Source organism: Cerasibacillus quisquiliarum (assembly GCF_014202495.1).
GTDB lineage: Bacteria > Bacillota > Bacilli > Bacillales > Amphibacillaceae > Cerasibacillus > Cerasibacillus quisquiliarum.
This window is the reverse complement of sequence record NZ_JACHHA010000001.1, coordinates 161,918-183,888: the sequence shown is the minus strand read 5'-3', so window position 1 is coordinate 183,888 and position 21,971 is coordinate 161,918. Positions and strand designations below refer to the sequence as shown.

The window sequence follows — 21,971 nt, the reverse complement described above, 5'->3', positions numbered from 1 at the left end:
TTTTTTAATGCATGAGCTAACTGATTTACACGCTCATTTATTCTTTGTAAGTGAGGCTCTTTCCTTGAAAACTTACCGCTGTTTGGTCACCATAACGAACCGCATTCAATTTTAATGGATCACTAAAAATCATCTGTTGGATACCCTGCATATATTTCCCTCCTACATTATGAATGAATGGTCACTCATCATATACAAAAAATAGGAACTACCACAATTGTTTAAGATATAAACATCATAACTTGTTTAGACATTCTCCGTTTGTATGCGTTTACATTATTATAATTGGAATAGTTAATAAAATCAATTATATAATGTGATTTATCTGTTTAAATGATGCATTCCATTAATCTCTTCTACAAAATGTTAATGCTTTATCGATAGTGTAACAGAATAGGTTAGCCTCTTTTCCTAATTGGGAATAAATAACTGCAAACATAGATATTTCTGTAAATTTATATTATAATTTTTTGTAAGTCAACATTTATGTGTACATTAGAATGAGAGTTTCAATTTCAGTCTAGTTAACCAGATTTCTTCAATTGGTTTTTGTTGTCCGGAGTTATTGATGTTCTTTTCATAGTGAAAAATATAAAGATGTTCACTTTAACCTAGGATGTTACAGTTAACGGCATAAATTTTTACATTTTTCCGATAATACATGTACTTAAACTTAAAGAAAATATTACAATAACAATAGGAGGTGTGCTATTTTTGCGTAAAAAAAACATTATGACACTATTCATTGCCCTAACACTTCTATTAGCTACTTCGATATTTTTCATTAATCAAAAAGGCAATCTATTTCATAAAAAGACCGTTACAATAACAGATAAAAATAAAGAGGATTCCAAAAAGACAAGTTCTACATCAGTACAAAACAACGAAAACGAAGAGGAAGTAAACAGTGATGAACAGGACACCGATATACATCAAGATGATAAGGATGATCCCAACAAAAATGAAAACAAAGAGTTAGCCGAGTTTATTGCACATTATCACGGAGTTCTAAATGATATCACGTCATATAATCGATATGAGAATATCGATTGGATGTATATGCAATCTGTCGTAGAGGAGCTGACAGATGGAATCAACCAAATTTTAAGTAATGAGGATACTTACCCTGCATCTATGAAAATAGATTTAGAGCGAGTCGTTTTGCTAGGTGAAATAAGTGTAAATGATCAAGATTCCATTGCTGTCGTCTATATTCATCGCATTCTCCATGATTTGGATGTCGAATACAATGGATATATTTATTCCAAATACGGCTTCTCAAATTATGATTCCGGAGGGGAAAACCAACAAACAGTTGTCAAACACATTGAAAAATACGGGAAATAGCCGACAAACTTTGGTCTATTTCCTTTTTGCTCGATCCCGACCGTTCTGGATGATGTTTTATTGGGGGGCGGGTTGGTGGATTATCTTGCAGTCGTTTTTTACATTGCATAATAGCCTTCTTTGAAAAATGTAATAATCATTTAGCGCTATACTATCTATTATTCAATTTTAATAGTTTGGTAGCTGTACTCATTACTAGATTAGTGAATTCCCTCTATTGATGCCCGGTAGAGCGGACTACCAGATGTAATCGCAGCATTTTTGCATAAACCACAACGGGTAGAGCACTCCACCAGACACGAACAAAACGTATTTTACACTTTCGTAACGAGTAAACAAACCCTATATTCCTTGCTACACACTACCTATCCACTTTCTCCACCTTATTTTCCAACACTCAGAAATTTTATACATGGGTTGTTTTTGCCCCATCCTGGATTAGGTGGTCCGATTTTTACAGCAGGAACAGCTTCTGTGACAGAGAGGTATACGTTTGGTAGGAAAACAATGGACTCCATATTTTTAGGAACCAATTCCTTAGTACTTTCACTATGTTTTGCGATGTTTATTTTACCCTTAATCTCTTTGTTTCAGCCATTTCTACCAATTGCTCTATCAATTACGCTTATTTTAACAGGGTACCTCATAATTGCAGGCATAATCCCATAATTAGCTATAAACTTTAAAAAGGGGATTTTTGCATATATTTTCTTGAAAGAGTTAGAGAACATAATGTATATGCAAAGAATACCGCCAATAATGAGAGAAATTGGTGTTTCAGCTAATCGACCACCAGATTGTATTTCTGTCATAATCGCTCCAATTCCTGCACCAATTAATATTCCACCTTTTAACGAGTTGGGTAAAGAGAGTATGAATCTTTTTCCTAGGCCCGTTATTCCTAAAAGCAGAAATATAACAGCAACTGTTATTTGCACAGCAATTAAAGCTTTTATCGCTTCTGTTCCTGGTTCAAAGTTACTTAAAAAAACGATTAAAATAAGTATCAGTGGCGTAATAAATCCAGAAACAAACGGAACACCTAATGTTGATGGAAGCAACATGAGAAAATGAGTAAAGATTGTAATCGTTAAAGCCGCACCATATGACATTCCTACAACAGATGTCATAATTTCTATTAAACTTAATCCTATGGTGAAAATAACCAACCCTTGAATGAACTCTGGCGTCTCTAAACGATAGTGAATAAGCGGTAATCGCATCTTATAATTTCCAATTGGCCAATACGGTTGTTCTTTACCGGGCTTTCTTTTATACAATGCCATATCATCCCTCCTAATGGCACTTAATTAAGATAACTATCGCTTCATATCATTTCCTTCCATTCTTTTACGCTAAATGACAGCCTATCTCATATTTTCGGATACCAAAATAATTAAATTGTTGCAAAAGCAGAACCGCTAACAAAAGATTTAATCACTATCTTTTATTAGCGGTTCTACTATTTAAGTAAAAGTTTTTTAATTTCATCTGGCATGATCGTTGACTTTAATCCATCGTCTGTACGTGTAGTCCACATCCGAACCTCATATCCATTAGCAATCTTTTCATCACCACGTAAAAACTGATGAGTTAACTTTAATACCTTATTTCTTTCTACAGTTAATTCGGTATGAACTTTAACAACATCTTCGTAAAATAAAGGTCTCAAAAATCTACAGTTTGCTTCAATCAATGGAATAATAATACTTTTTTCATTTTGTAACTTGGAGATTGAGAGACTTTTTGCTTTAAAAAATGCATGTGTCGCCTGATCCATCCATTTATAATAATTTGGATAATAAACGATTCCGGCAGCATCTGTATCACCAAAATGAACATGAAATGTATACTTGTTTTTCACCTACATCTCACCCTTCTATTTATGTTTAATCGTTATCATTCAGATTTTATCATAACAATATGATTAACTAAAAATAAAGAAAAATGTTACTATCACGATCTTCCTTACAGGTAAATGATTGTTCATCTATGTTAGAGAAGTGTGAGATTACTTTAAGTTAAATAAAAGACAGCTTTTCTGTCTTCTTTAGTCATATACTACTTTTTCATTTATCCATAACAATTTTTATGGAGTTGTAAACGAGATAACAGCTTTTGATAATAGATTATATGCTGTCTGTCGTCGAAGATCTGACAAATCATACCACTTAAGTATTAAGTAATGAGAATACTTACCCTATATCAATAAAGATAGATTTATAGTAAGTTGTTTTGCTAAATGACATAAGTGTCAACGACAAAGTTTTCATAGCCGTCGTCTTTATTCATTGCATTTCCCATAATCTGAATATCGGATACAATAGATATATTTAATCAGAACATTGTTCTCAAATTATGACTCCGAAAAAAAAAGCACCAAACACGAACAAGACGTCTTCTTCAATTTAACGAGTAAAGCAAACCCTACATTCCTTACTACTACCTTCTTACTTTCTCTATCTTATTCTCTAATACTCCGATTTTTTCAATTTCAATACGCACGATATCACCGTCTTTTAAAAATCTTTGAGGCTCCATAGCAAATCCTACACCTGCTGGAGTTCCTGTCATAATGATGTCTCCCGGCTCAAGTGTCATCATCTCAGAAATAAACGCCACTAATTTCGGTATCGTAAATACGAGGTTTTCTGTATTTGATTTTTGTCGTCGTTCACCATTAACAAATAGTGAAATATCTAACCCTGATGGGTCCGCTATTTCATCAGAAGTCACTAACCACGGGCCTAACGGTGCGCTTCCATCAACGGATTTGCCTTGCAACCATTGAGGCGTGCGGCGCTGAATATCGCGATATGTCACATCATTTCCTATCGTATACCCAGCGACATAATCGAGTGCATCCTTTTCACTCACATTTTTTGCCCTTTTTCCAATAACAAAGGCAAACTCAGCTTCATAATCCAGTTGTTCTGAAATGGGATGAAACGGAATATTATCTTCTGGTCCAATAATGGCATTCGCAAACTTTGCGAAAAGAACAGGATACTCCGGTAATTCTCGCCCCATTTCTAAAATATGTTCACGATAATTTTGCCCGACACAAATTATTTTTTGTGGTCGCTGTATAGGTGCTTCTAACCGAACATCTTCCCTGTCAAGAATGAGTGATGAATCATCCGTTTGTAGGGCAAAATCAACCGCCTTTTGTGCATAAGCGAAACTCTTCTCGCCCCCTTCTAAAAATCCAATCATATCCCGTGGTATATGGGCATTGGCAATTTCTTGAGCTCTCGCCTCTCCTGCAGTCATTAATTGTTTTAAAAAAGAGGCATGTAGGTCAATAATTTTCCCTTCCTGATAGACCCCAATTGACGTATCCTCATCTATAGTGAATGTAACTAATTTCATAGAATCCTCTCCCATTCCACTTTAAAAATCTAAGTCTTTATATGAATCATAGGTTATATCCCATATGACTTCAATATATACGAGATTGAAGATATAGTATATCGACCGTTCCTAAATTATTCATTAATTAGAACGCACAAACGGAACTTACCAAAACAATTAATATTAAAGTCGAAATGTTCTCATCCTATTAATTATTTTTAGTTTAGACAAGCATTAATAAATCCTTCATATATTTTATAAGCTATTTTATCATCATTGGTTAACATATTTTCTGGATGCCACTGAAGCCCTAACACAAATTGGCTATCTACTCCTTCAATAGATTCAGTTACATCATCACTTGCTCTAGCACACACTTTTAAATGTTTTCCTATGTTGTGAATGGCTTGGTGATGGCGGCTATTTACCCTAATTTTTGTTGTACCAATTAACTTATATAATAAACTACCTTCTTTGATTCTTACAAAATGCGTACCATGCCAAACCGGTGCCTTTTGCTCATGTTGTAATAATTGTCCTTCAAACTGGGAATAAATATCTTGATACATACTTCCACCACATGCCACATTTAAAATTTGGCACCCTCGACAAACGCCGAGAATTGGCTTGTTTAACTGTAACACTTTCTTCGTCATTAAGATTTCAAACACGTCACGAAACGGACTCACATCCCCTAATTTAGGGTGTGGTTCTTGATTATATAAGGTGGGGGCAATATCACCACCACCTGTAAGATATAGACCATCTATTTTATTTGCTAGTATTTCTATTTTTTCTGATGATGTGTACGATAGTATAATCGATATACCTCCAGTCCTTTTAATAGCACTTATATTGTCGACAGATAGAAAATAATTTTTCTTATCCAAATCAAATGATGGCGTGATGCCAATAATAGGTTTCAAATCTATAGCCACCCTCTACATAAATTTTCCTGTCTGATATAGGCAGTTACCAGCATTAGAACGTTGGTTGTCTTCATCCTTCTTTAACACGAGTTTAAAAATAATCATTAATGACATTAAATTACGCATAATGACAAGCAACCCAATGATCCGTTTCAACCTCTCTCCATTCAGGTGTCTTTTCACATGCATCTGTAGCTAATAGACATCTTGTTCTGAAGCGACAACCTGATGGTGGATAAACTGGGCTAGGTAAAGTACCTTTAAGTATGATACGTTCTCTGGATTTTTCAACAATTGGATTTGCATTTGGAATCGCAGATAATAATGCCTGTGTATAAGGATGTAAAGGATTCTTATACAATTCATCTGAGTTAGCGAGCTCTACTATCGTACCGAGATACATAACACCTATACGATCACTAATATATTTCACCATTGATAAATCATGGGCAATAAAAAGAAGTGTTAAATTGTTCTCTTTTTGAAGCTTTAATAATAAATTTATGACTTGTGCTTGAATGGATACGTCTAGTGCTGAAATCGGTTCATCCGCCACAATAAACTCAGGTTCGATAGCAAGTGCCCGAGCGATACCTATTCGTTGTCTCTGACCACCCGAAAACTCATGGGGATATCTGGAGGCAGAATGTGGCTGTAAACCAACTGTTTTAAGTAGCTCTTCTACTCTTTGTTTTCTTTCTTTTTTGTCCTTTACGACATGATGAATATCAAGACCTTCTGCTATAATATCTTCCACCTTCATTTTTGGATCAAGTGATGAGTATGGATCTTGAAAAATCATTTGCATTTTCTTTGTTAACTGTCTTTGATTATGTCTTGTTAATTTTGTATTATCATATATTATTTCACCACTTGTAGGTTCATGTAATCCTATGATTGTCCTTCCAACCGTTGATTTACCACATCCCGATTCACCAACTAAACCTAAAGTTTCACCTCTCCTTATTTCTAAATGAATATTATCAACTGCTTTTAAAGTTTGTTTTGATTTTAAATAAAAATATTTGCTTAACCCTTTGACCTCTAAAAGCACGTTATTGTCTATTGATGAAATTTTATCGTCTTGTTTCATTAATACGTCTTGAGTCTCTCTAATAAAATCTACTTTAGGTGCTTGTGGATGCAATAACCAGGTAGCGGCATAATGCGTTTCACTTACTTTAAACATCGGTGGTTGCATGTCATAATCAATCGCTAAAGCAAATTCATTTCGTGGCGCAAAGGCATCTCCTTTTAGTGGTTGAATCATATCTGGTGGGCTGCCTGGAATGGAATAAAGTTTTCCTTTAGTATCCAAATTAGGCATTGATTTAAGAAGGCCCCAAGAATAAGGATGATTTGGCTTTAATAAGACTTCTTCAACGGTCCCTTTTTCAATAATTTTCCCAGCATACATAACAGCAACAGAGTCAGCTATATTTGATACAACCCCCAAATCATGGGTAATAAATATAATTGCCGTACCTGTCTCTTTCTGTATATGCTTTAATAAATCAAGTATTTGCGCTTGAATAGTGACATCGAGTGCTGTTGTCGGTTCATCTGCAATGAGTAGTTTTGGATTACAAGAAAGTGCCATCGCAATAACAATGCGTTGTCTCATGCCACCCGAGAATTCATGAGGATATTGGTTTAAGCGCGTTTCAGGATTTGAAATTCCTACCAAATTCAAAAGTTCAACCGCCTTATTTCTAGCTTCCTTTTTACTAAGATTCAAATGTTTTATAGCACTTTCCATGACTTGCTTACCTACTTTCATTGTCGGGTTTAACGCAGTCATTGGATCTTGAAAAATCATAGCAATCTTGGCACCACGAATTTTTTTCATTTGTTTGTTGTTTAGAGTTAATAAATTTTTGTTTTCAAACCAAATTTCACCTTTATCAATCATGGCATTTCTCTTTGGTAACAATCCGATAATGGACTTTGCGGTAACAGATTTTCCAGACCCTGATTCACCAACAATAGCTAATGTTTCCCCCTTCTTAACAGATAAATCAACCCCTCTAACCGCTTGCACTTTACCAACATGTGTTTCAAAATGTATGTGCAGGTTTTTAATCGTTAATAATGTGTTCATGTGCCTCACCCTCTCTTTCCAACTAGTTCCGCATTTTTGGGTCAAAAGCATCTCTTAAGCCATCCGCTAATAAATTAAAACAAACCATTAATGAAACAATGACGATAGATGGAAATGCAAGTAAATAAAAATGGTTGCGCATAGCCTGAAACCCATCATTGATTAACACACCTAATGATGCCAGTGGTTCTTGGAGCCCCAATCCTATGAAACTTAAAAAAGCTTCTGTAAAGATAGCACTCGGAATGGTAAACATCATATTGATAATGATGATTCCTAGTGTATTTGGCAACATATGACCGATAATGATGCGTCTACCATCCGCTCCTAATGCCCGTGCAGCTAAAATGTATTCCGCATTTTTAAGTTTAAAAATTTGCCCACGCACTAATCTAGCCATATTGACCCATCCTGTAATCACCATGGCTATAATAATCGTTGTTATACCAGGCTTCATCATCATAATGAGTAAAATAATTATGATTAGATTGGGTATACCTACTAATATTTCAATGATTCTTTGCATCATATGATCTACTTTTCCGCCTTTAAATGCGGATATAGCACCATATGTAATGCCTATTAAAATATCTAAAAGCGCAGCTAAAACGGCGATATAAAGTGATATACGCGTACCTTCCCATAGTCTTGTCCATTGATCACGCCCAAACTTGTCCGTTCCTAACCAATGGTCACTATTAGGTTCTAAGTACACAGCATCATAATTTGTTTGTTGGTAAGTGTAGGTATTAACATGAGGACCGATAATAGATAAGATGACAATCATGAGCAAAACGAAAAGGCTAATCATAGCTGCCTTATTTTGTTTCAATCTTAGCCAACCGTCCTGCCACCCCGTCAGATGAGAACGCTTAATTTCTTCAAGGGTCTCCTCTTTTCTCCCTACTATTTTAAACATTTTCGCGGGAATCTCGACTTCTTTTTTCTTCATGTTTTGCACGATGCCATTCACTCCCTACCATGTATTCGAATACGCGGATCAATGATGCCATATAGTAAGTCAACTATTAAAATGGTTAAAATAAAGAATGCGCTATAAAAGAGAGTTAATCCCATAATAGTTGTATAATCATTCATTTTAATCGAATCAACAAATAAACTACCGATACCTGGTATACTAAAGATATTTTCAATAACCAACGACCCCGTTAAAAGACTGACAAACACAGGGCCTAAAATGGTGATAACCGGAATGAGTGCATTTCGGATGGCATGTTTAATTAATACTGCACATTCACTTATCCCCTTTGATTGTGCAGTAAGAATATAATCCTGCTGTAAAACCTCCAGCATTTCATTTCTTGTAAACCGAGCAATTATAGCAATGACAGTTACACCTAATGAAATCGTAGGGAGAAACGTATGCTGATAGCCTTCCCAATAAGCGACAGGAAATAATCCCCATTGTAAACCTACATAAAATTGTAAAATAGCCGCTAAGACAAAGTTTGGTATCGAAACCCCTAAAACAGCGACAAGCATTGTAAAATAATCCCAAATCGTATTATGTCTATACGCTGCGATAATCCCCAATATGATTCCTACAGATAGCCCCAAAATAACTGCCTGAATACCTAATAACATGGAAGGACCTATTCGATCCTTAATTAAGGCATTTACTGTTTGTCCTTTGTAATAATATGATATGCCCAGATCACCTTTTATCAGGCTCCCTATATACTTTGCATATTGTACATAAACAGGTTGGTCAAGACCATATTTGGCTAAAAATTCTAGTCGTGCTTCATCAGAGAGTTTTGATAATCTTTCTTCATCAAATGGTGATCCAGGTAATAACTTCATTAAGAAAAAAGTTACAGTGGCAATAATAAATAATGTTATGATAATATTTACTAATCGAAGAAATATAAATCTCTTCATTATTTCACCTCACGGAATAACTAGAAAGAGAGAAGCTATCTCTTTTCTAGTTATTCAATTTTTACAAACTTAAGCTCTAGTGAAGCACCGTATGGATGGATGATAAGATTTTTAACATGTGGTTTCTGCAAGTATGCTTTACCTTCAAAATAAAGTGGGCCTAACGTACCGTCATCTTCTAACATAATATGTTCTGCTTCAATTAGCATTTTTAGACGCCTCTCCTCATCTGATTCATTACTAGCATCATCAATCAATCGTTTATATTTTTCATTAAAGTAATTTCCCCGTAATCCACTTAAAGGATCACCATCCCATAAACTTAAAATATCCATCGGGTCATTATAATCTGCTCCCCACCTAGATATTCCCATTACATAATCACTTTCTCTCATTGTTTCAATCCGGCCACTATAAGGTTTTGTCGTAATGTCTATGTCGACATCAAGATTCCTTTTAAACTCACTTTGTAAAAATGTCGCTGTATCTTTGGCAACCGTGTCATCTGCTGTTAAGAGTTCAATTTTTGGAAGCTCGCCTATTTCCTCTAAACCCTTTTCTAAAAATTCCTTTGCCTTATCATAATCTGGTTGAACGATATCCCCCGACAATTCACGAAATGTCTTCTCATCATTTCCGTGAACACCTGCTGCAACTAACCCATAAGCAGGCTCAGAACCGTTGTTTAAAACCGTCTTCGTTAATTGCTCAGGATCATACGCAAGTTGAAATGCTTTTCGGATATTCACGTTATCAAACGGTTTTTCTAAAAAATTAAATTGTAAAAACCACGAAATAAACTCTGTTTCCGTACCAAATTCATCACTATCTCGATACGTATCGACATCTGCCGATGATAGATAAACGCGGTCTAGTTCACCAGATTCATATAGATTCAGTGCCGTACTCTTTTCTTTTATTACTTTTAAAGTAACCTTATCTACATCAACATTATCTTTATCCCAATATTCTGAATTTTTCTCTAATGTTACACCTTCTGCTTGATCATACTCAGTCAGAACAAATGGACCATTATATAAAATAGCGTCAGCTTTTAAGGCAAATTTATCTTCTCCAACTTCATTAATAAACGTTTCGTTGAGCGGAAAATAAGTGGCAAAAGCGGTTAAACCTAAGAAAAATGGAGATGGTGCTTTTAATGTTACTTCTAATGTTTTTTCATCCTTAACTTCAATTGCCACTTTTGATTCGTCAACTTTTCCTTCAAAGTATTCTTCTCCTCCTTCAATATAGTTATAAAGAATATCTGCATAAGCACCAGAAGTATCTGGATGCATCGCACGTAACCAAGAGTATTTAAAATCATTTGCCGTAACAGGTTCTCCATTACTCCACTTAATATCATCACGTAAATGAAAAGTATAGGTTAATTTATCATCTGAAATATCTACTTTTTCAGCCATCGCTGGTTGTGGTTCATTATTCTCATCTAAACGAAACAGACCCTCCATCACATTATTTAATATCGAAAAAGATATTCCATCTGTCGTCAAGACTTGATTTAAATCTGGTATATCATTATCAAGACTGAGATTAAGAACTTTTTCTCTTTTATTAACCTTAGAATCCGTAAAACCACAACCACTTATAACGAGTAAAAACAGACATAAAATGACAAACAATCGACTTAAGGACTTATTCATTCATATCCCCCTTTTTAATCATACTTGTATATATATTATTAATAGCCTGTGTCATTTATGAGCGCCAGAATTTCTTTACATAGATTTTTAATTTAAAAGTGTTTGGTTTGTCTTGTCCAACTAAAAAAGGGGAGTTCGCTGTAACAGCTCTCCCTACTTCAATACAAAAACATTGTTGATAAAAATGGTATGATTACACTTCATAAACTACCAATAAATATTCAATTAAATTCTTGATTTTATTCTGTATCTATTTCTCACGAGAACTATATAAGCCATCATTTGAAATCTATCATTAAACTAAACGAACATATAATACCACTCTCATTGACAACAATAACAAATAGCCAATTTAATTATTTAACCCTGCATTTTATTCAATACGTTATATCAATGGTGACTTTTATTATATAGCAACTCGTTTTGAGAGTATAACCACCGCAACATCTCTAGGGTTAAGTGAAGTTCCTTTAGCATTCACCATGCAGCAATCGTCCCATCAGTCCTTGACTCCGTTCCACCAACTAAGACACCTGTTTCAGGATGTCGCCAAATGATCTGTCCTCTCCCGAAACTATTCGGTTCTACTTCCATTTTTATCTCATGACCTTTTTCAATAAGTGCATCAACAAGATGGTGTGGAAAACGCGGTTCCACTGCAACTACCTTATCTTTTATCCAACGCCAACGTGGGGCATCTAGAGCAGCTTGTGGATTTAAGCCAAAATCAATCGTATTCATCAGTATTTGTACATGTCCTTGTGGCATCATATACGCTCCCATGACGCCGAATGGACCTACTGCTTTTTTCCCTTTCGTTAAAAACCCTGGAATGATTGTATGGTATGTCTGCTTGCCACCTTTTAATACATTCGCATGATTTTCATCTAAAGAGAACGTATGCCCTCTATTTTGTAAAGCAATGCCTGTGCCAGGGACAACTAATCCTGAGCCAAATCCCATATAATTACTTTGGATAAATGAAACCATATTTCCGTCTCGATCTGCCGTTGCTAGATAGACGGTGCCACTTGATTGTGGCTCACCCGCTTTAGGTGTAAGCGCCGTATGAGAAATGAGTTGTCTGCGCTGTTCAGCATAGGCCTCACTTAGCAACGCTTCAACTGTAACTTCCATATGCGCTTCATCTGTTATATATGTCATTCCATCAGCAAAAGCTAATTTGATTGCTTCAATTTGTTTATGATATGTATCCACTTTATCCTTCGCTGAAAACTCAAATCCTCTTAAAATATTTAATGCTTGTAATGCTACTAGACCTTGTCCATTTGGCGGAAGCTCCCAGACATCATAGTCTCGATATTTTACTTTGAGTGGCTCTACCCATTTTGGCTTAAACGATGCAAAATCGTCTAATTCAAAAAAGCCCCCTGTTTGCTTGGAAAAGCGAATAATTTTCTCTGCTAATTCTCCCTGATAAAACGCCTTTCCCTCTGTCTCAGCGATCATTTTTAATGTATTTGCATGTGCCTTAGATATCCACATTTCCCCTACTTCTGGCGCTCGGCCATTCGGTGCGAATGTTTCAAACCATGCCTCGAACATGTCATCAGATAACACTTTTTTATACGTGTTGAAAGCCTTTTTCCAAAACTTCGCTAATGTCGGAGATAGTGGAAAGCCTTCCTGCGCATATTGAATAGCTGGCTTTAATAACTCTGAAAAAGGCAAGCGACCAAACTTTCGGGATAACTCTACCCACGCTGCAGGTGCGCCAGGAACTGTCACTGGAAACCAGCCATGAGCTGGCATTTCGCTATATCCCGCTTCTCGCACCATCTCAGCTGAAAGATTTTTTGGCGCTGGTCCACTCGCATTCAAACCATACAGCTTATCTTTAAACCACACGATGGCAAAAGCATCACCACCAATCCCATTTGAAGTGGGCTCTACAACAGTCAAACAAGCAGCCGTCGCAATCGCCGCATCAACCGCATTGCCCCCTTGCTTTAAAATCGTTAACCCCGCATCTGCTGCTAATGGCTGTGACGTCGCCACCATGCCATTTTTCGCAAATATAGAATTTCTCCCAATCGGATACGGATTACGATAAAAATCGAGAAACTGCAACATCATCACTCCTTATATAAATTGTTTAGATTAACAATTGTCACATTTTAACATCAACGTGATGCTCCGAAAAATAACTGATGAATAACTCTGAACAAATATTGATGAACGACTCTATTGATTTAATCGTATCACATTTCTGATATTACTTGGGTGTAGTACAGCAACTAAACGATTAACAACCGGAATAGCTTGATTTTGGCGTGGGTCGCGCGATTTTAGCCCAGGACCGCGCGATTTTAGCCCAGGACCGCGCGATTTTGACCCGGGGTCGCGCGATTTTAGCCCGGGACCGCGCGATTTTAGCCCGGGACCGCGCGATTTTAGCCCAGGACCGCGCGATTTTAGCCCGGGACCGCGCGATTTTGACCCCGCACCGCTCGATTTCGGCCCACCACCGCTCGATTTTGGCCCTGCACCGCTCGATTTTGACCCCGCACCGCTCGATTTTGACCCCGCACCGCTCGATTTCGACCCCGCACCGCTCGATTTCGACCCCGCACCGCTCGATTCTGCCTTTACAACTACTATACACAATAAAAAAGCAGCCACGCCTGACTCAAGCCGAATCAGAACTCACTGCTTTTTTTATTCGCATGAAAGACCCTATTTTTATATTATTAGCGTTTATTTCTAATCACAATTTCAGATACTTTTAGTCCCTGACGTGGTTTTAAATTGTCCATGATGATATCTGCAACATCATCTGGATCCATTAAATGAGTCATTTCTTCTTCTGCAAAAACGTAGTCCCAAAAAATTCGTTTTCATGCCACCCATGTATGAAAAACTTGGTCTAATATCGACATCCTAATCTTCTAAATAGTTGTAGCGTCTCTAGATGGGCGAACTCTAATTGTAAACAAGATGCCATAATAATTATTAACAGGATCTAACCAAATACTTTCGTGTTAAAAAACTCAAAGCGACCTCATCCAACGGTGTACCGAGCCAGGCAGGATTCAACCTTTTCTTTAATAACAAAAAACGGGATGCTATTAATCATGATACCCATCCTATTAGGTCGAATGAACACCCGGCCATACTAAAAACATCTTTTGACTTTTGTCTAACCGCGTTCTTATCAAAAAATTTTTCTCTCTATTATTATTTATCTTCTAAAATGCGCCAACAATGATTCAAGATTATCTACAATCAAATCAGGATAAATATCTTTCACTCTTACATCTTCCCTTTTTGCTACACCTGTTAAGACGAGGCATGTTGGAAAATTATTTGTTTTTCCTAATAAAATATCTGTTTCCAGTCGATCACCAACGATTAAACAGCGATGACTTGCGATTTTTAATTGTTTTAGTATTTGTTCTCCGTAAAATGTAGATGGCTTACCGATGATTTCAAAAATAGGTTGATCTGAGGCGACTTCAATCGCCCGAGCAATCGCCAACGTGTCTAGAATAAAGCCATCCGGAACAGGACAAAACGGGTCTGGATTTGTCACGATGAGGTCTGCACCACGACGCACTGCCGCCATCGCATCATTTAATGTCTCATACGTAATAGTTCGATCTAAACCGACAAGTACATGTGACGCTTCTGATGGATTTTTAGTTGTATGTAATGATAATTGGTTGAATTCGTCCCTAATTGCTTTTTCCCCGACTATGTATACAGTAGATTGTGGGTACCGCTCAGAAAAATATAGGGCCGAAACATAAGCTGATGTAAAGATATTCTCTATATCTGCTACTATACCTAATGACTGTAGCTTTTGTTGGCATTCTTCTCTTGTTTGTGTTGGTGAATTCGTAATAAATAGTACTTTTTTATGATGTTCTTTAATCTGTTCAATGATTTCTTTTGCTCCTGGTAGTATGTCATTACCTAAAAAAATGGTCCCATCTAAATCAAAACAAAACGCATCAATATGTTTTATATTTACCAATCTTCACGCCTCCTTACTTTAGGAAACTTATCGTTCGTATTTATAATCGCTTTCAATACTGACCCTCAAGTTGCACCGTGTACTTTTTGTTAAAAACTTTTCAATGTGAAGCTTGGAATGTTCTGCTCGTTTAATTGTATTTGTTTCTAAGACATATTCAATGTCCCTTTTTCCCAAGCGCAAAAAGAATTGTTTAAAAGGAATCACTCCTTCACCAATTTGCAAATGCTCATCATGTTGACCGTGATTATCATTAATATGCAAACCATATAAATATGGAAAAGCCTTCTCACATTCTTTTAAAAAATGTTCTTGTGCATTCATATAACAGTGCCCTGTATCCAACATAATACCTACCCGATCATCATTGACATGATCAATGATTGATATAAGCTCTTCGATTGAAGTACCAATACTCCCCTCTTTATAAGGAACATTTTCAATCACTATTTTAATCATTTCAGGTAAATCCCGAAGCATTTTTTTAATAAACAGAGCTGTCGATTCAATACCCGCTTGAATCGAAGTGTTCGTACCAGGATGTAATAAAACATAGTTCACATCGATGACTTCCATAATAGACAAACACTTCGCCCAAATGGTTTCAGTACTTTCATCTACCGAAGCAGGATTAAACCCTGTAACTGGTAAATGGAACCCAAGAGATACATTATTCTTTTTTACTAAAGAGGCGATTTCTTTTAATTTCATTTGCTCCATATATAATAAAGGTCGCCCATGATATTTCCCTTCTCCCATCACCTCAATCGATTTCCATCCATCATGGATCAACCTTTCAATCGCTTGATCAATTGAAAGGTGAAATAATGTATAGGTTGAAATGGAATAATGCATACTACTTTCCCCCTCTTCATCTTACTTAATTCCCGAATGCATAAAGCTAGAAATAAACTGTCTCTGAAATAAAAAGAATGCTAACAATAATGGTAGAATGACGAACAATGTTGCAGCAGCTACAACTCCCCATTGTGCTCCCGAATCCGAAGCTTTAGCAAACATCGCAAGTCCTACTGTTAAGGGGCGATTACTATCTGAATCAGTAATAATTAAAGGCCATAAAAAGTTACTCCACTGACCACTAACTGAAATAAGTCCGAATGCAATATATGTTGGTTTAGCTAAAGGAACATACACGTGCCAAATCGTTTGTATTCGATTACACCCTTCCATCTTTGCCGCCTCTTCTAATTCATATGGAATACCTTTAAACGTTTGACGTAATAAAAAAATACCAAAGGCTGAGATGAAATAAGGTATCATTATCGCTAATTTCGTATCATAAATGCCTAGCTGAGCTATCGTACTCGAATTAGGAAAAATTAATAATTCGATTGGAATCATGATTTGCACAAGGTACAACAAAAAAACAATACCTTGACCAACAAAATTCATCCGTGCAAAAACATAGGCCGCTAACGTTATTGTGACTAATTGTACGGCCAAGATGCCAATCACAATGATAAATGTATTCAAATAATATTGAGCAAAAGGTGCTGAGTTCCAAGCTTCTATGAAATTATGAATGGTTACTGAAAAACCTTCTACTTTTGTATCTTTAAAAGCCATATAAATAATACCGAATAAAGGAAGTGCCCAGAGAATGGCTAAAACATGTGTAGAGAGATTAATCACTCGATTCAATGGCATTCACCTCAACTGTAATGAATTTTACGATCTGTCCCGAAAAATTGAATTGCGGCAATAACGACCATGATGACTAACACAACAATTGTTGCTGCTGCGGCCTTGCCGTAATCCATAAAACGAAATGTACTTTCATAAATATAATAGAGTAAGAGATTACTTGCGTTATTTGGTCCTCCTTGAGTCATCACAACAAGTTGGTCAATCGTTTTAAAAGCATTTGTCGTTGCAATAACGAAAGAAAAGATCGTCGTTGGCATAAGCAATGGGAACACTATCTTTCGAAATTGAATCCATTTCGAAGCCCCATCGATATGAGATGCCTCTATTAAATCTTTAGGGATATTTTGTAAAGCAGCTAAATAAAATATCATAAAGAATCCAGCTTCTTTCCAAATAACCATCACAATAATGGCAATTAAAACAGTGCTTGAATTTCCTAATAAATTTAACTCACCCGCGCCAAACAGGGTTAATAATTTATTAATCATGCCATATTCTGGTGTATAAAAAAACAACCAAATGAACGCAGCACTAACCATTGGAATAACTACAGGATAGAAGAAAAATGTTCTTGCCAGGGCACTACCTTTGATTTTTCGGTTGACCAAAATAGCTAAAACCATCCCTAATGCAACACTTGTCGGTATCGTTCCAATGGCGAACCATATATTATTAATAAACGCCTTCCTGAAAACCTCATCTTCCATCATCATTTTGAAATTTTTCAAGCCAATAAAGATTGGCTTGTCTGTTGATAAATCCGATTGAAAGAAACTTAAATAAGCAGTTTTTATCATCGGATACAACGTAAACATGATGAGAAAGATGAGGGATGGAAGGAGGAATAACCATGATGTAACATTCTCTTTCATTCGCTCACTGATCCTCAAGTCCCTCACCTCATCCATCCATTTCTATTAAAATTTAAAGTTGATTACTGATATGGCTTTAATAGTTCTTCTGCTTGTTCCTGTGCTTTATCTAACGCTTCACTCACATCATCGCCATTAATTGCCGCTTGAATCGCATCCTGTAGTATTTTAATGATTTTTCCTTGCTCATAAACTGAAATTTCCTTATGTGCATGCTCTAATTGTTCCATTGCTGTTAATGCCTGTGGGAATGATTCCGTGTACTCTTTTAACTCTGGCGTTTCATAGCTTGATTGACGCGTTGCAATATATCCAGTATCAATACTCCACTCTGCTGCGCGTTCTGGTTGAGCAATCCATTTTATAAATTCCATCGCAGCAAGTTGTCTTTCTTCAGGTATATCTTTGAAAATGTAGAAGTTACCTCCACCTGTAGGCGTAGCTAAGCGCTCCTTCCCAGGTAAGAAAGCAACACCAAATTCGAAATTGGCATTATTCTTTACATTCGTTAAATTACCTGTTGTTGAAAGCATCATAGCCGTTTTTCCTTCAATAAAGTCTGTAGGGACTGTATTCCAATCTAAGACTCCATCTGGCATGATTTTATGTTTCTTTGATAGGTCAATCCAATATTGAAGGGCACCTTTTGCCTCTTCTGTATTAAAATAAACATCTTTACCATCATCACTCATTAAGTTACCGTCACCGTTTTGCAATGCTAAAGCTTGATAAATCCAATATCCACTAATTGTCGCTGGGAGTTCAATTCCCCATTTTCCATCTTTCGTGAGTTGTTTACCATATTCAATCACTTCATCCCAATTAGTTGGCGCCTTTTCAGGATCTAAACCTGCTTCTTCAAACATATCTTTATTGTAATAAAGTAAAACTGTACTACGCTGGAATGGAATAGACCATGTTTTTCCTTCAGCTTGTGAATTCAACATAAATCCCGGAAAGAAATCTTCCATCATTTCCTGTGCTTCAGAATCATTGTTAATCATGTCATCTAAAGCGATGATAGAATCTTTAATTTGAAACAAGTCAACTGATAGCAAGACAGCCATATCAGGTGCTTTTCCATTTTTTACTGCTGTTTGGACTTTTGTCATCGATTCATCATAATTCCCACTATAAACGGGTTCAACCGTCACTTTCTTACCATTCACTTCGATACCTTCTTTATTAAAAGCCTCGGCATAACCATCTATCACTTTCGTCACTTCTCCACCAACATTAACAGGGTAATACCAAGTTAAATTAATGGTATCTCCAGAAGAGTTTGAGCTGTCTCCCTTATTATCAGTACCGCCACATGCGCTTAATAACATACTAAATAACAATAATAATGCCAACACGATTGGTGTCTTTTTCATTTGCTTTCCCTCTCTTTCATAATTTGTTTCAGATCATGCGACTATTTTTTTCTCTGTATATGATGATTTACTTTTTTAATAACCTCCTTCACAAATAATAAAGGCCACAAATATATTGTTATTTATATAACAAATACTTGTGGCCTCTCTAATTGGCGCTTCAATACTATCTACTTTTCACTTACCATTATACGAGATGAATATTAATTTGTTGTAAATAGAATGTAAAATATTATTAATGATGGATCAAACCCGATTTCCATAAATCTGAATTGGAAGTTGTTACTGCTATTGCACCATGTTTTAAGGCTGTTTCTCCGTGTTCAACTGTTGAAAGTAAACCACCTGTAATGATAGGTATTGGAGAAACACGTGATAGTTTTTTTATAAAGTCAGGCACGCGGCAAGGCATAATTTCAATGATGTCAGGCATAAAATGATCAACACTTTCTATTAAATTGTCATAAACCTCTGTATCAATAAGAAAAATTCTTTGTATGACAAAGATTCCTTTTGCTTTCGCTCGATTGATGACATTCGATTTTGTCGTAACGATGGCAAATGGTTTCACATACTCAGCTACAAAATCGATGCCATAATGATCTACATGTAGACCGCCGATTTTCTCGATATGTAAAATAACAGGTAAACCCTCTCTGTGAAGCACTTTAACATAGTCTTTGACTGTCAAAATATTCCCCGTCATTAAAATAACAGCCGCTAAGTTATGTTTATACTTAATTGCTCTTTCGATTGATTTAGGATGTTTAATCGCTGCAATAATCTTAGACTTTTCCAATCGCTGTTTAAAAAGAAGTTCCATATCCCGCTTCATAATGCCTATATCCTCCTTGAACATAGTAAAGAAAAGAACTCATTCTTATCATACCAGACGCTAATTTTTTATTGATAGTAGTACAGGAATTCGAGAAAGTTCAAAACCCTTACCCTAATCAAAAACCTACAATTAAGCGACTGTACAATCTAAAAGAATTAAGGGACGTCTCCTAAATCAGGTGGCAAAACCACCATTCATTGCTATGCTTTGTCAACTTTAGTTTTATCGCTTTTAAAACGAGACATCCGTATGGTAAAATGAATATTAACTAAATTAAAAAAACTAAGAAATATACGGTCTAACAATGTTATTTTCTTCATAATAACCGTTAGAATTAACACAATCCATAATAATAAACGAGGAGCATACAAATGAAAAAAGCAAATATTATTTTTTCGATTGTCTTTGTACTCGTATTGCTTATCGGTTGTCAAAGTGAAAACATAAATGGTAAAGAAAAGTTTAAAGCAATCGTACTTGAAAATGAAACGACCACACTAATCGTTGAGCCAATCAAAGGGGCAAATGAATTAAATAATGCTAAAAAAATAATTGTCTTAACTGAAGGTGCGACATTGATTGATCAAAATGGAAAAGAAAGAATGATTCAAGATATTATACCAAACATGGAAGTAGAGATTTACTATGACGGTGCTATAGCAGAAAGTGATCCACCCCAAATTCAACAATGCCAAAAGATTGTCCTGTTTGATAAATGATGCTGTAGTGATGATTGGTTTCCCCTATGGTAATAACAGAACTTAAAATTAAAGATTGCAGCATCGAACAGTGACGGGTCAAAAGCGAACAGAAACACTTTGGAATCGAACACCGATGGACAAAATAGAACAATACAGCCTAACATAGAGTGCTACTAAGACTTAATCACATTGATGAACGACATGAAATGAGGGTGGCATCGACTTGAGCAAACCACTATTTGCAAGCCATGCGCCCTCACACTTACAATGCGCTAAATTATATTTTTCTTATGCCATAACATGTTTAATCGTAACGAAATAGTCATGATTACTTTCTTTACTTTCATCAGTAATAACCCAATTCATAGACAGAAGTTGTTTCAACTGATCTAATTCTTGCTCCTTCATTCGTAAGTTTTTTATTCCCTTGTCAATAAGTTGATAATCGTGATCTTTTATTTTATTAAATTTAAGTTTTAATATTTGTTGCAGTCCTGGAAATGTAATAAAGCTAATTTGATAGCCTTTTAAAATGATTTTTTCTAATCTATCCTTCCCTCTATCTCCTAGCTTAATCAATTCATTAAAATCAAATTTATCATGTAGATTTTTCCAGCTACTAACATCACCTGATTGAATTTTTGAAATCATTTCTGCATCTGAAACACCTTGACGACGTAATGTTTCAATCATGTAAGCATCCATAAGCGATATTTTTTCTGTTTTCATAACTCAGTCCCCCATCATTAATATTTTAAAGTTTTTTACCAGTGGTTTCACTTAAAGCTAAATCCTTTATACCCCATAATATATCAATCCAAATTTTCTTTCAGGAAAAACATCCCGATGGAGGGAAATGATGGTTAGATTGAGAACGGTAAACAAAGAGAAAGAAATCTTTATCTGAAGGAAAGTACTTTGTGTTCAATTATTATTTAGCAATATATACAGTATTTACATACGCTCTCCTGAACACAATTTTGGATAAAGAGTATCGCACTACTATTCCCCTAGCGATGAATGTTCTATAAAAAAACCTCCCCGCAAAGAAATGACAGTTATATCCAAAAAATATTTGTTGACAGAAAATAATGTTTATGTTAAATTTATTTCAAAGTTAAAATCGATGACGAGAACGAGTAAGAAAATGATTTCTGTCCCACAGAGAGTCAGCATTATGGTGAAAGCTGATGTACAGAGCTTTTCCGAAAATCATCTCTGA

The 21,971-nt window shown here is 35.8% G+C and carries 19 protein-coding genes and 1 other annotated feature (1 of these 20 cut by a window edge); of the genes, 3 read left to right on the top strand and 16 right to left on the bottom strand.

Features of this window, described 5'->3' with window-relative positions:
- Positions 1 to 714: 714 nt before the first annotated feature.
- Positions 715 to 1,347 (top strand): hypothetical protein, encoded by a 633-nt coding sequence (locus HNQ35_RS00955; RefSeq protein ID WP_146935025.1) that lies wholly within the window; start codon positions 715 to 717, stop codon positions 1,345 to 1,347.
- A 590-nt stretch (positions 1,348 to 1,937) separates the two neighbouring features.
- Here HNQ35_RS00955 and HNQ35_RS00950 read toward each other — a convergent pair.
- The 9 genes from HNQ35_RS00950 to HNQ35_RS00910 form a co-directional block, all read right to left on the bottom strand.
- Entirely contained in the window at positions 1,938 to 2,633 is a 696-nt protein-coding gene (locus tag HNQ35_RS00950; RefSeq protein WP_146935028.1) for a hypothetical protein, read from the bottom strand.
- A 176-nt stretch (positions 2,634 to 2,809) separates the two neighbouring features.
- On the bottom strand, positions 2,810 to 3,211 hold the full coding sequence (locus HNQ35_RS00945; protein ID WP_146935032.1) for an acyl-CoA thioesterase: 402 nt from the start codon (positions 3,209 to 3,211) through the stop codon (positions 2,810 to 2,812).
- 578 nt (positions 3,212 to 3,789) lie between these two features.
- Positions 3,790 to 4,719, bottom strand: coding sequence for a fumarylacetoacetate hydrolase family protein (locus tag HNQ35_RS00940; RefSeq protein ID WP_146935035.1), 930 nt, complete (start codon positions 4,717 to 4,719; stop codon positions 3,790 to 3,792).
- 200 nt (positions 4,720 to 4,919) lie between these two features.
- On the bottom strand, positions 4,920 to 5,627 hold the full coding sequence (locus HNQ35_RS00935) for a gamma-glutamyl-gamma-aminobutyrate hydrolase family protein (RefSeq protein ID WP_146935038.1): 708 nt from the start codon (positions 5,625 to 5,627) through the stop codon (positions 4,920 to 4,922).
- A gap of 121 nt (positions 5,628 to 5,748) precedes the next feature.
- Positions 5,749 to 7,731, bottom strand: a complete 1,983-nt coding sequence (locus HNQ35_RS14375; RefSeq protein WP_146935041.1) for an ABC transporter ATP-binding protein — start codon at positions 7,729 to 7,731, stop codon at positions 5,749 to 5,751.
- A 22-nt stretch (positions 7,732 to 7,753) separates the two neighbouring features.
- Positions 7,754 to 8,683, bottom strand: coding sequence for an ABC transporter permease (locus HNQ35_RS00925; protein WP_146935106.1), 930 nt, complete (start codon positions 8,681 to 8,683; stop codon positions 7,754 to 7,756).
- A gap of 17 nt (positions 8,684 to 8,700) precedes the next feature.
- Positions 8,701 to 9,633 (bottom strand): ABC transporter permease, encoded by a 933-nt coding sequence (locus HNQ35_RS00920; RefSeq protein WP_146935044.1) that lies wholly within the window; start codon positions 9,631 to 9,633, stop codon positions 8,701 to 8,703.
- Positions 9,634 to 9,683: 50 nt separating this feature from the next.
- Positions 9,684 to 11,297 (bottom strand): peptide ABC transporter substrate-binding protein, encoded by a 1,614-nt coding sequence (locus HNQ35_RS00915; protein WP_146935048.1) that lies wholly within the window; start codon positions 11,295 to 11,297, stop codon positions 9,684 to 9,686.
- A gap of 477 nt (positions 11,298 to 11,774) precedes the next feature.
- On the bottom strand, positions 11,775 to 13,391 hold the full coding sequence (locus HNQ35_RS00910; protein ID WP_146935051.1) for a gamma-glutamyltransferase family protein: 1,617 nt from the start codon (positions 13,389 to 13,391) through the stop codon (positions 11,775 to 11,777).
- 200 nt (positions 13,392 to 13,591) lie between these two features.
- On the opposite strand from HNQ35_RS00910, the gene HNQ35_RS14555 reads away from it, so the two are divergent.
- The gene (locus tag HNQ35_RS14555; protein ID WP_170226562.1) at positions 13,592 to 14,047 is read left to right on the top strand and encodes a hypothetical protein; all 456 of its coding nucleotides are present in this window, start codon (positions 13,592 to 13,594) and stop codon (positions 14,045 to 14,047) included.
- A gap of 452 nt (positions 14,048 to 14,499) precedes the next feature.
- On the opposite strand, the gene HNQ35_RS00900 is transcribed toward HNQ35_RS14555, so the two are convergent.
- From HNQ35_RS00900 to HNQ35_RS00875, 6 genes are all read right to left on the bottom strand, one after another.
- A complete protein-coding gene (locus HNQ35_RS00900; protein ID WP_146935057.1) occupies positions 14,500 to 15,294 on the bottom strand; it encodes an HAD-IIA family hydrolase in 795 nt (264 codons plus the stop codon).
- A 27-nt stretch (positions 15,295 to 15,321) separates the two neighbouring features.
- Positions 15,322 to 16,149, bottom strand: coding sequence for a sugar phosphate isomerase/epimerase family protein (locus HNQ35_RS00895; RefSeq protein WP_146935060.1), 828 nt, complete (start codon positions 16,147 to 16,149; stop codon positions 15,322 to 15,324).
- A 21-nt stretch (positions 16,150 to 16,170) separates the two neighbouring features.
- Positions 16,171 to 16,962, bottom strand: a complete 792-nt coding sequence (locus tag HNQ35_RS00890; RefSeq protein WP_146935063.1) for a carbohydrate ABC transporter permease — start codon at positions 16,960 to 16,962, stop codon at positions 16,171 to 16,173.
- A gap of 5 nt (positions 16,963 to 16,967) precedes the next feature.
- Positions 16,968 to 17,834 (bottom strand): carbohydrate ABC transporter permease, encoded by an 867-nt coding sequence (locus HNQ35_RS00885; RefSeq protein ID WP_246118017.1) that lies wholly within the window; start codon positions 17,832 to 17,834, stop codon positions 16,968 to 16,970.
- 62 nt (positions 17,835 to 17,896) lie between these two features.
- Complete coding sequence (locus HNQ35_RS00880) at positions 17,897 to 19,210, bottom strand: ABC transporter substrate-binding protein (RefSeq protein WP_146935071.1); 1,314 nt, start codon at positions 19,208 to 19,210, stop codon at positions 17,897 to 17,899.
- A gap of 235 nt (positions 19,211 to 19,445) precedes the next feature.
- Positions 19,446 to 20,045, bottom strand: a complete 600-nt coding sequence (locus HNQ35_RS00875) for a glycerol-3-phosphate responsive antiterminator (protein ID WP_246118018.1) — start codon at positions 20,043 to 20,045, stop codon at positions 19,446 to 19,448.
- Positions 20,046 to 20,419: 374 nt separating this feature from the next.
- Here HNQ35_RS00875 and HNQ35_RS00870 point away from each other — a divergent pair, with 374 nt between their 5' ends.
- Positions 20,420 to 20,767 (top strand): hypothetical protein, encoded by a 348-nt coding sequence (locus HNQ35_RS00870; RefSeq protein WP_146935074.1) that lies wholly within the window; start codon positions 20,420 to 20,422, stop codon positions 20,765 to 20,767.
- A gap of 270 nt (positions 20,768 to 21,037) precedes the next feature.
- Here HNQ35_RS00870 and HNQ35_RS00865 read toward each other — a convergent pair whose 3' ends face one another.
- Positions 21,038 to 21,478 carry a hypothetical protein gene (locus HNQ35_RS00865; RefSeq protein WP_146935077.1) on the bottom strand — a complete coding sequence of 147 codons (441 nt, stop codon included), beginning with the start codon at positions 21,476 to 21,478 and terminating at the stop codon, positions 21,038 to 21,040.
- A 388-nt stretch (positions 21,479 to 21,866) separates the two neighbouring features.
- Positions 21,867 to 21,971: a binding site (T-box leader), on the top strand; it runs 147 nt beyond the window's last position.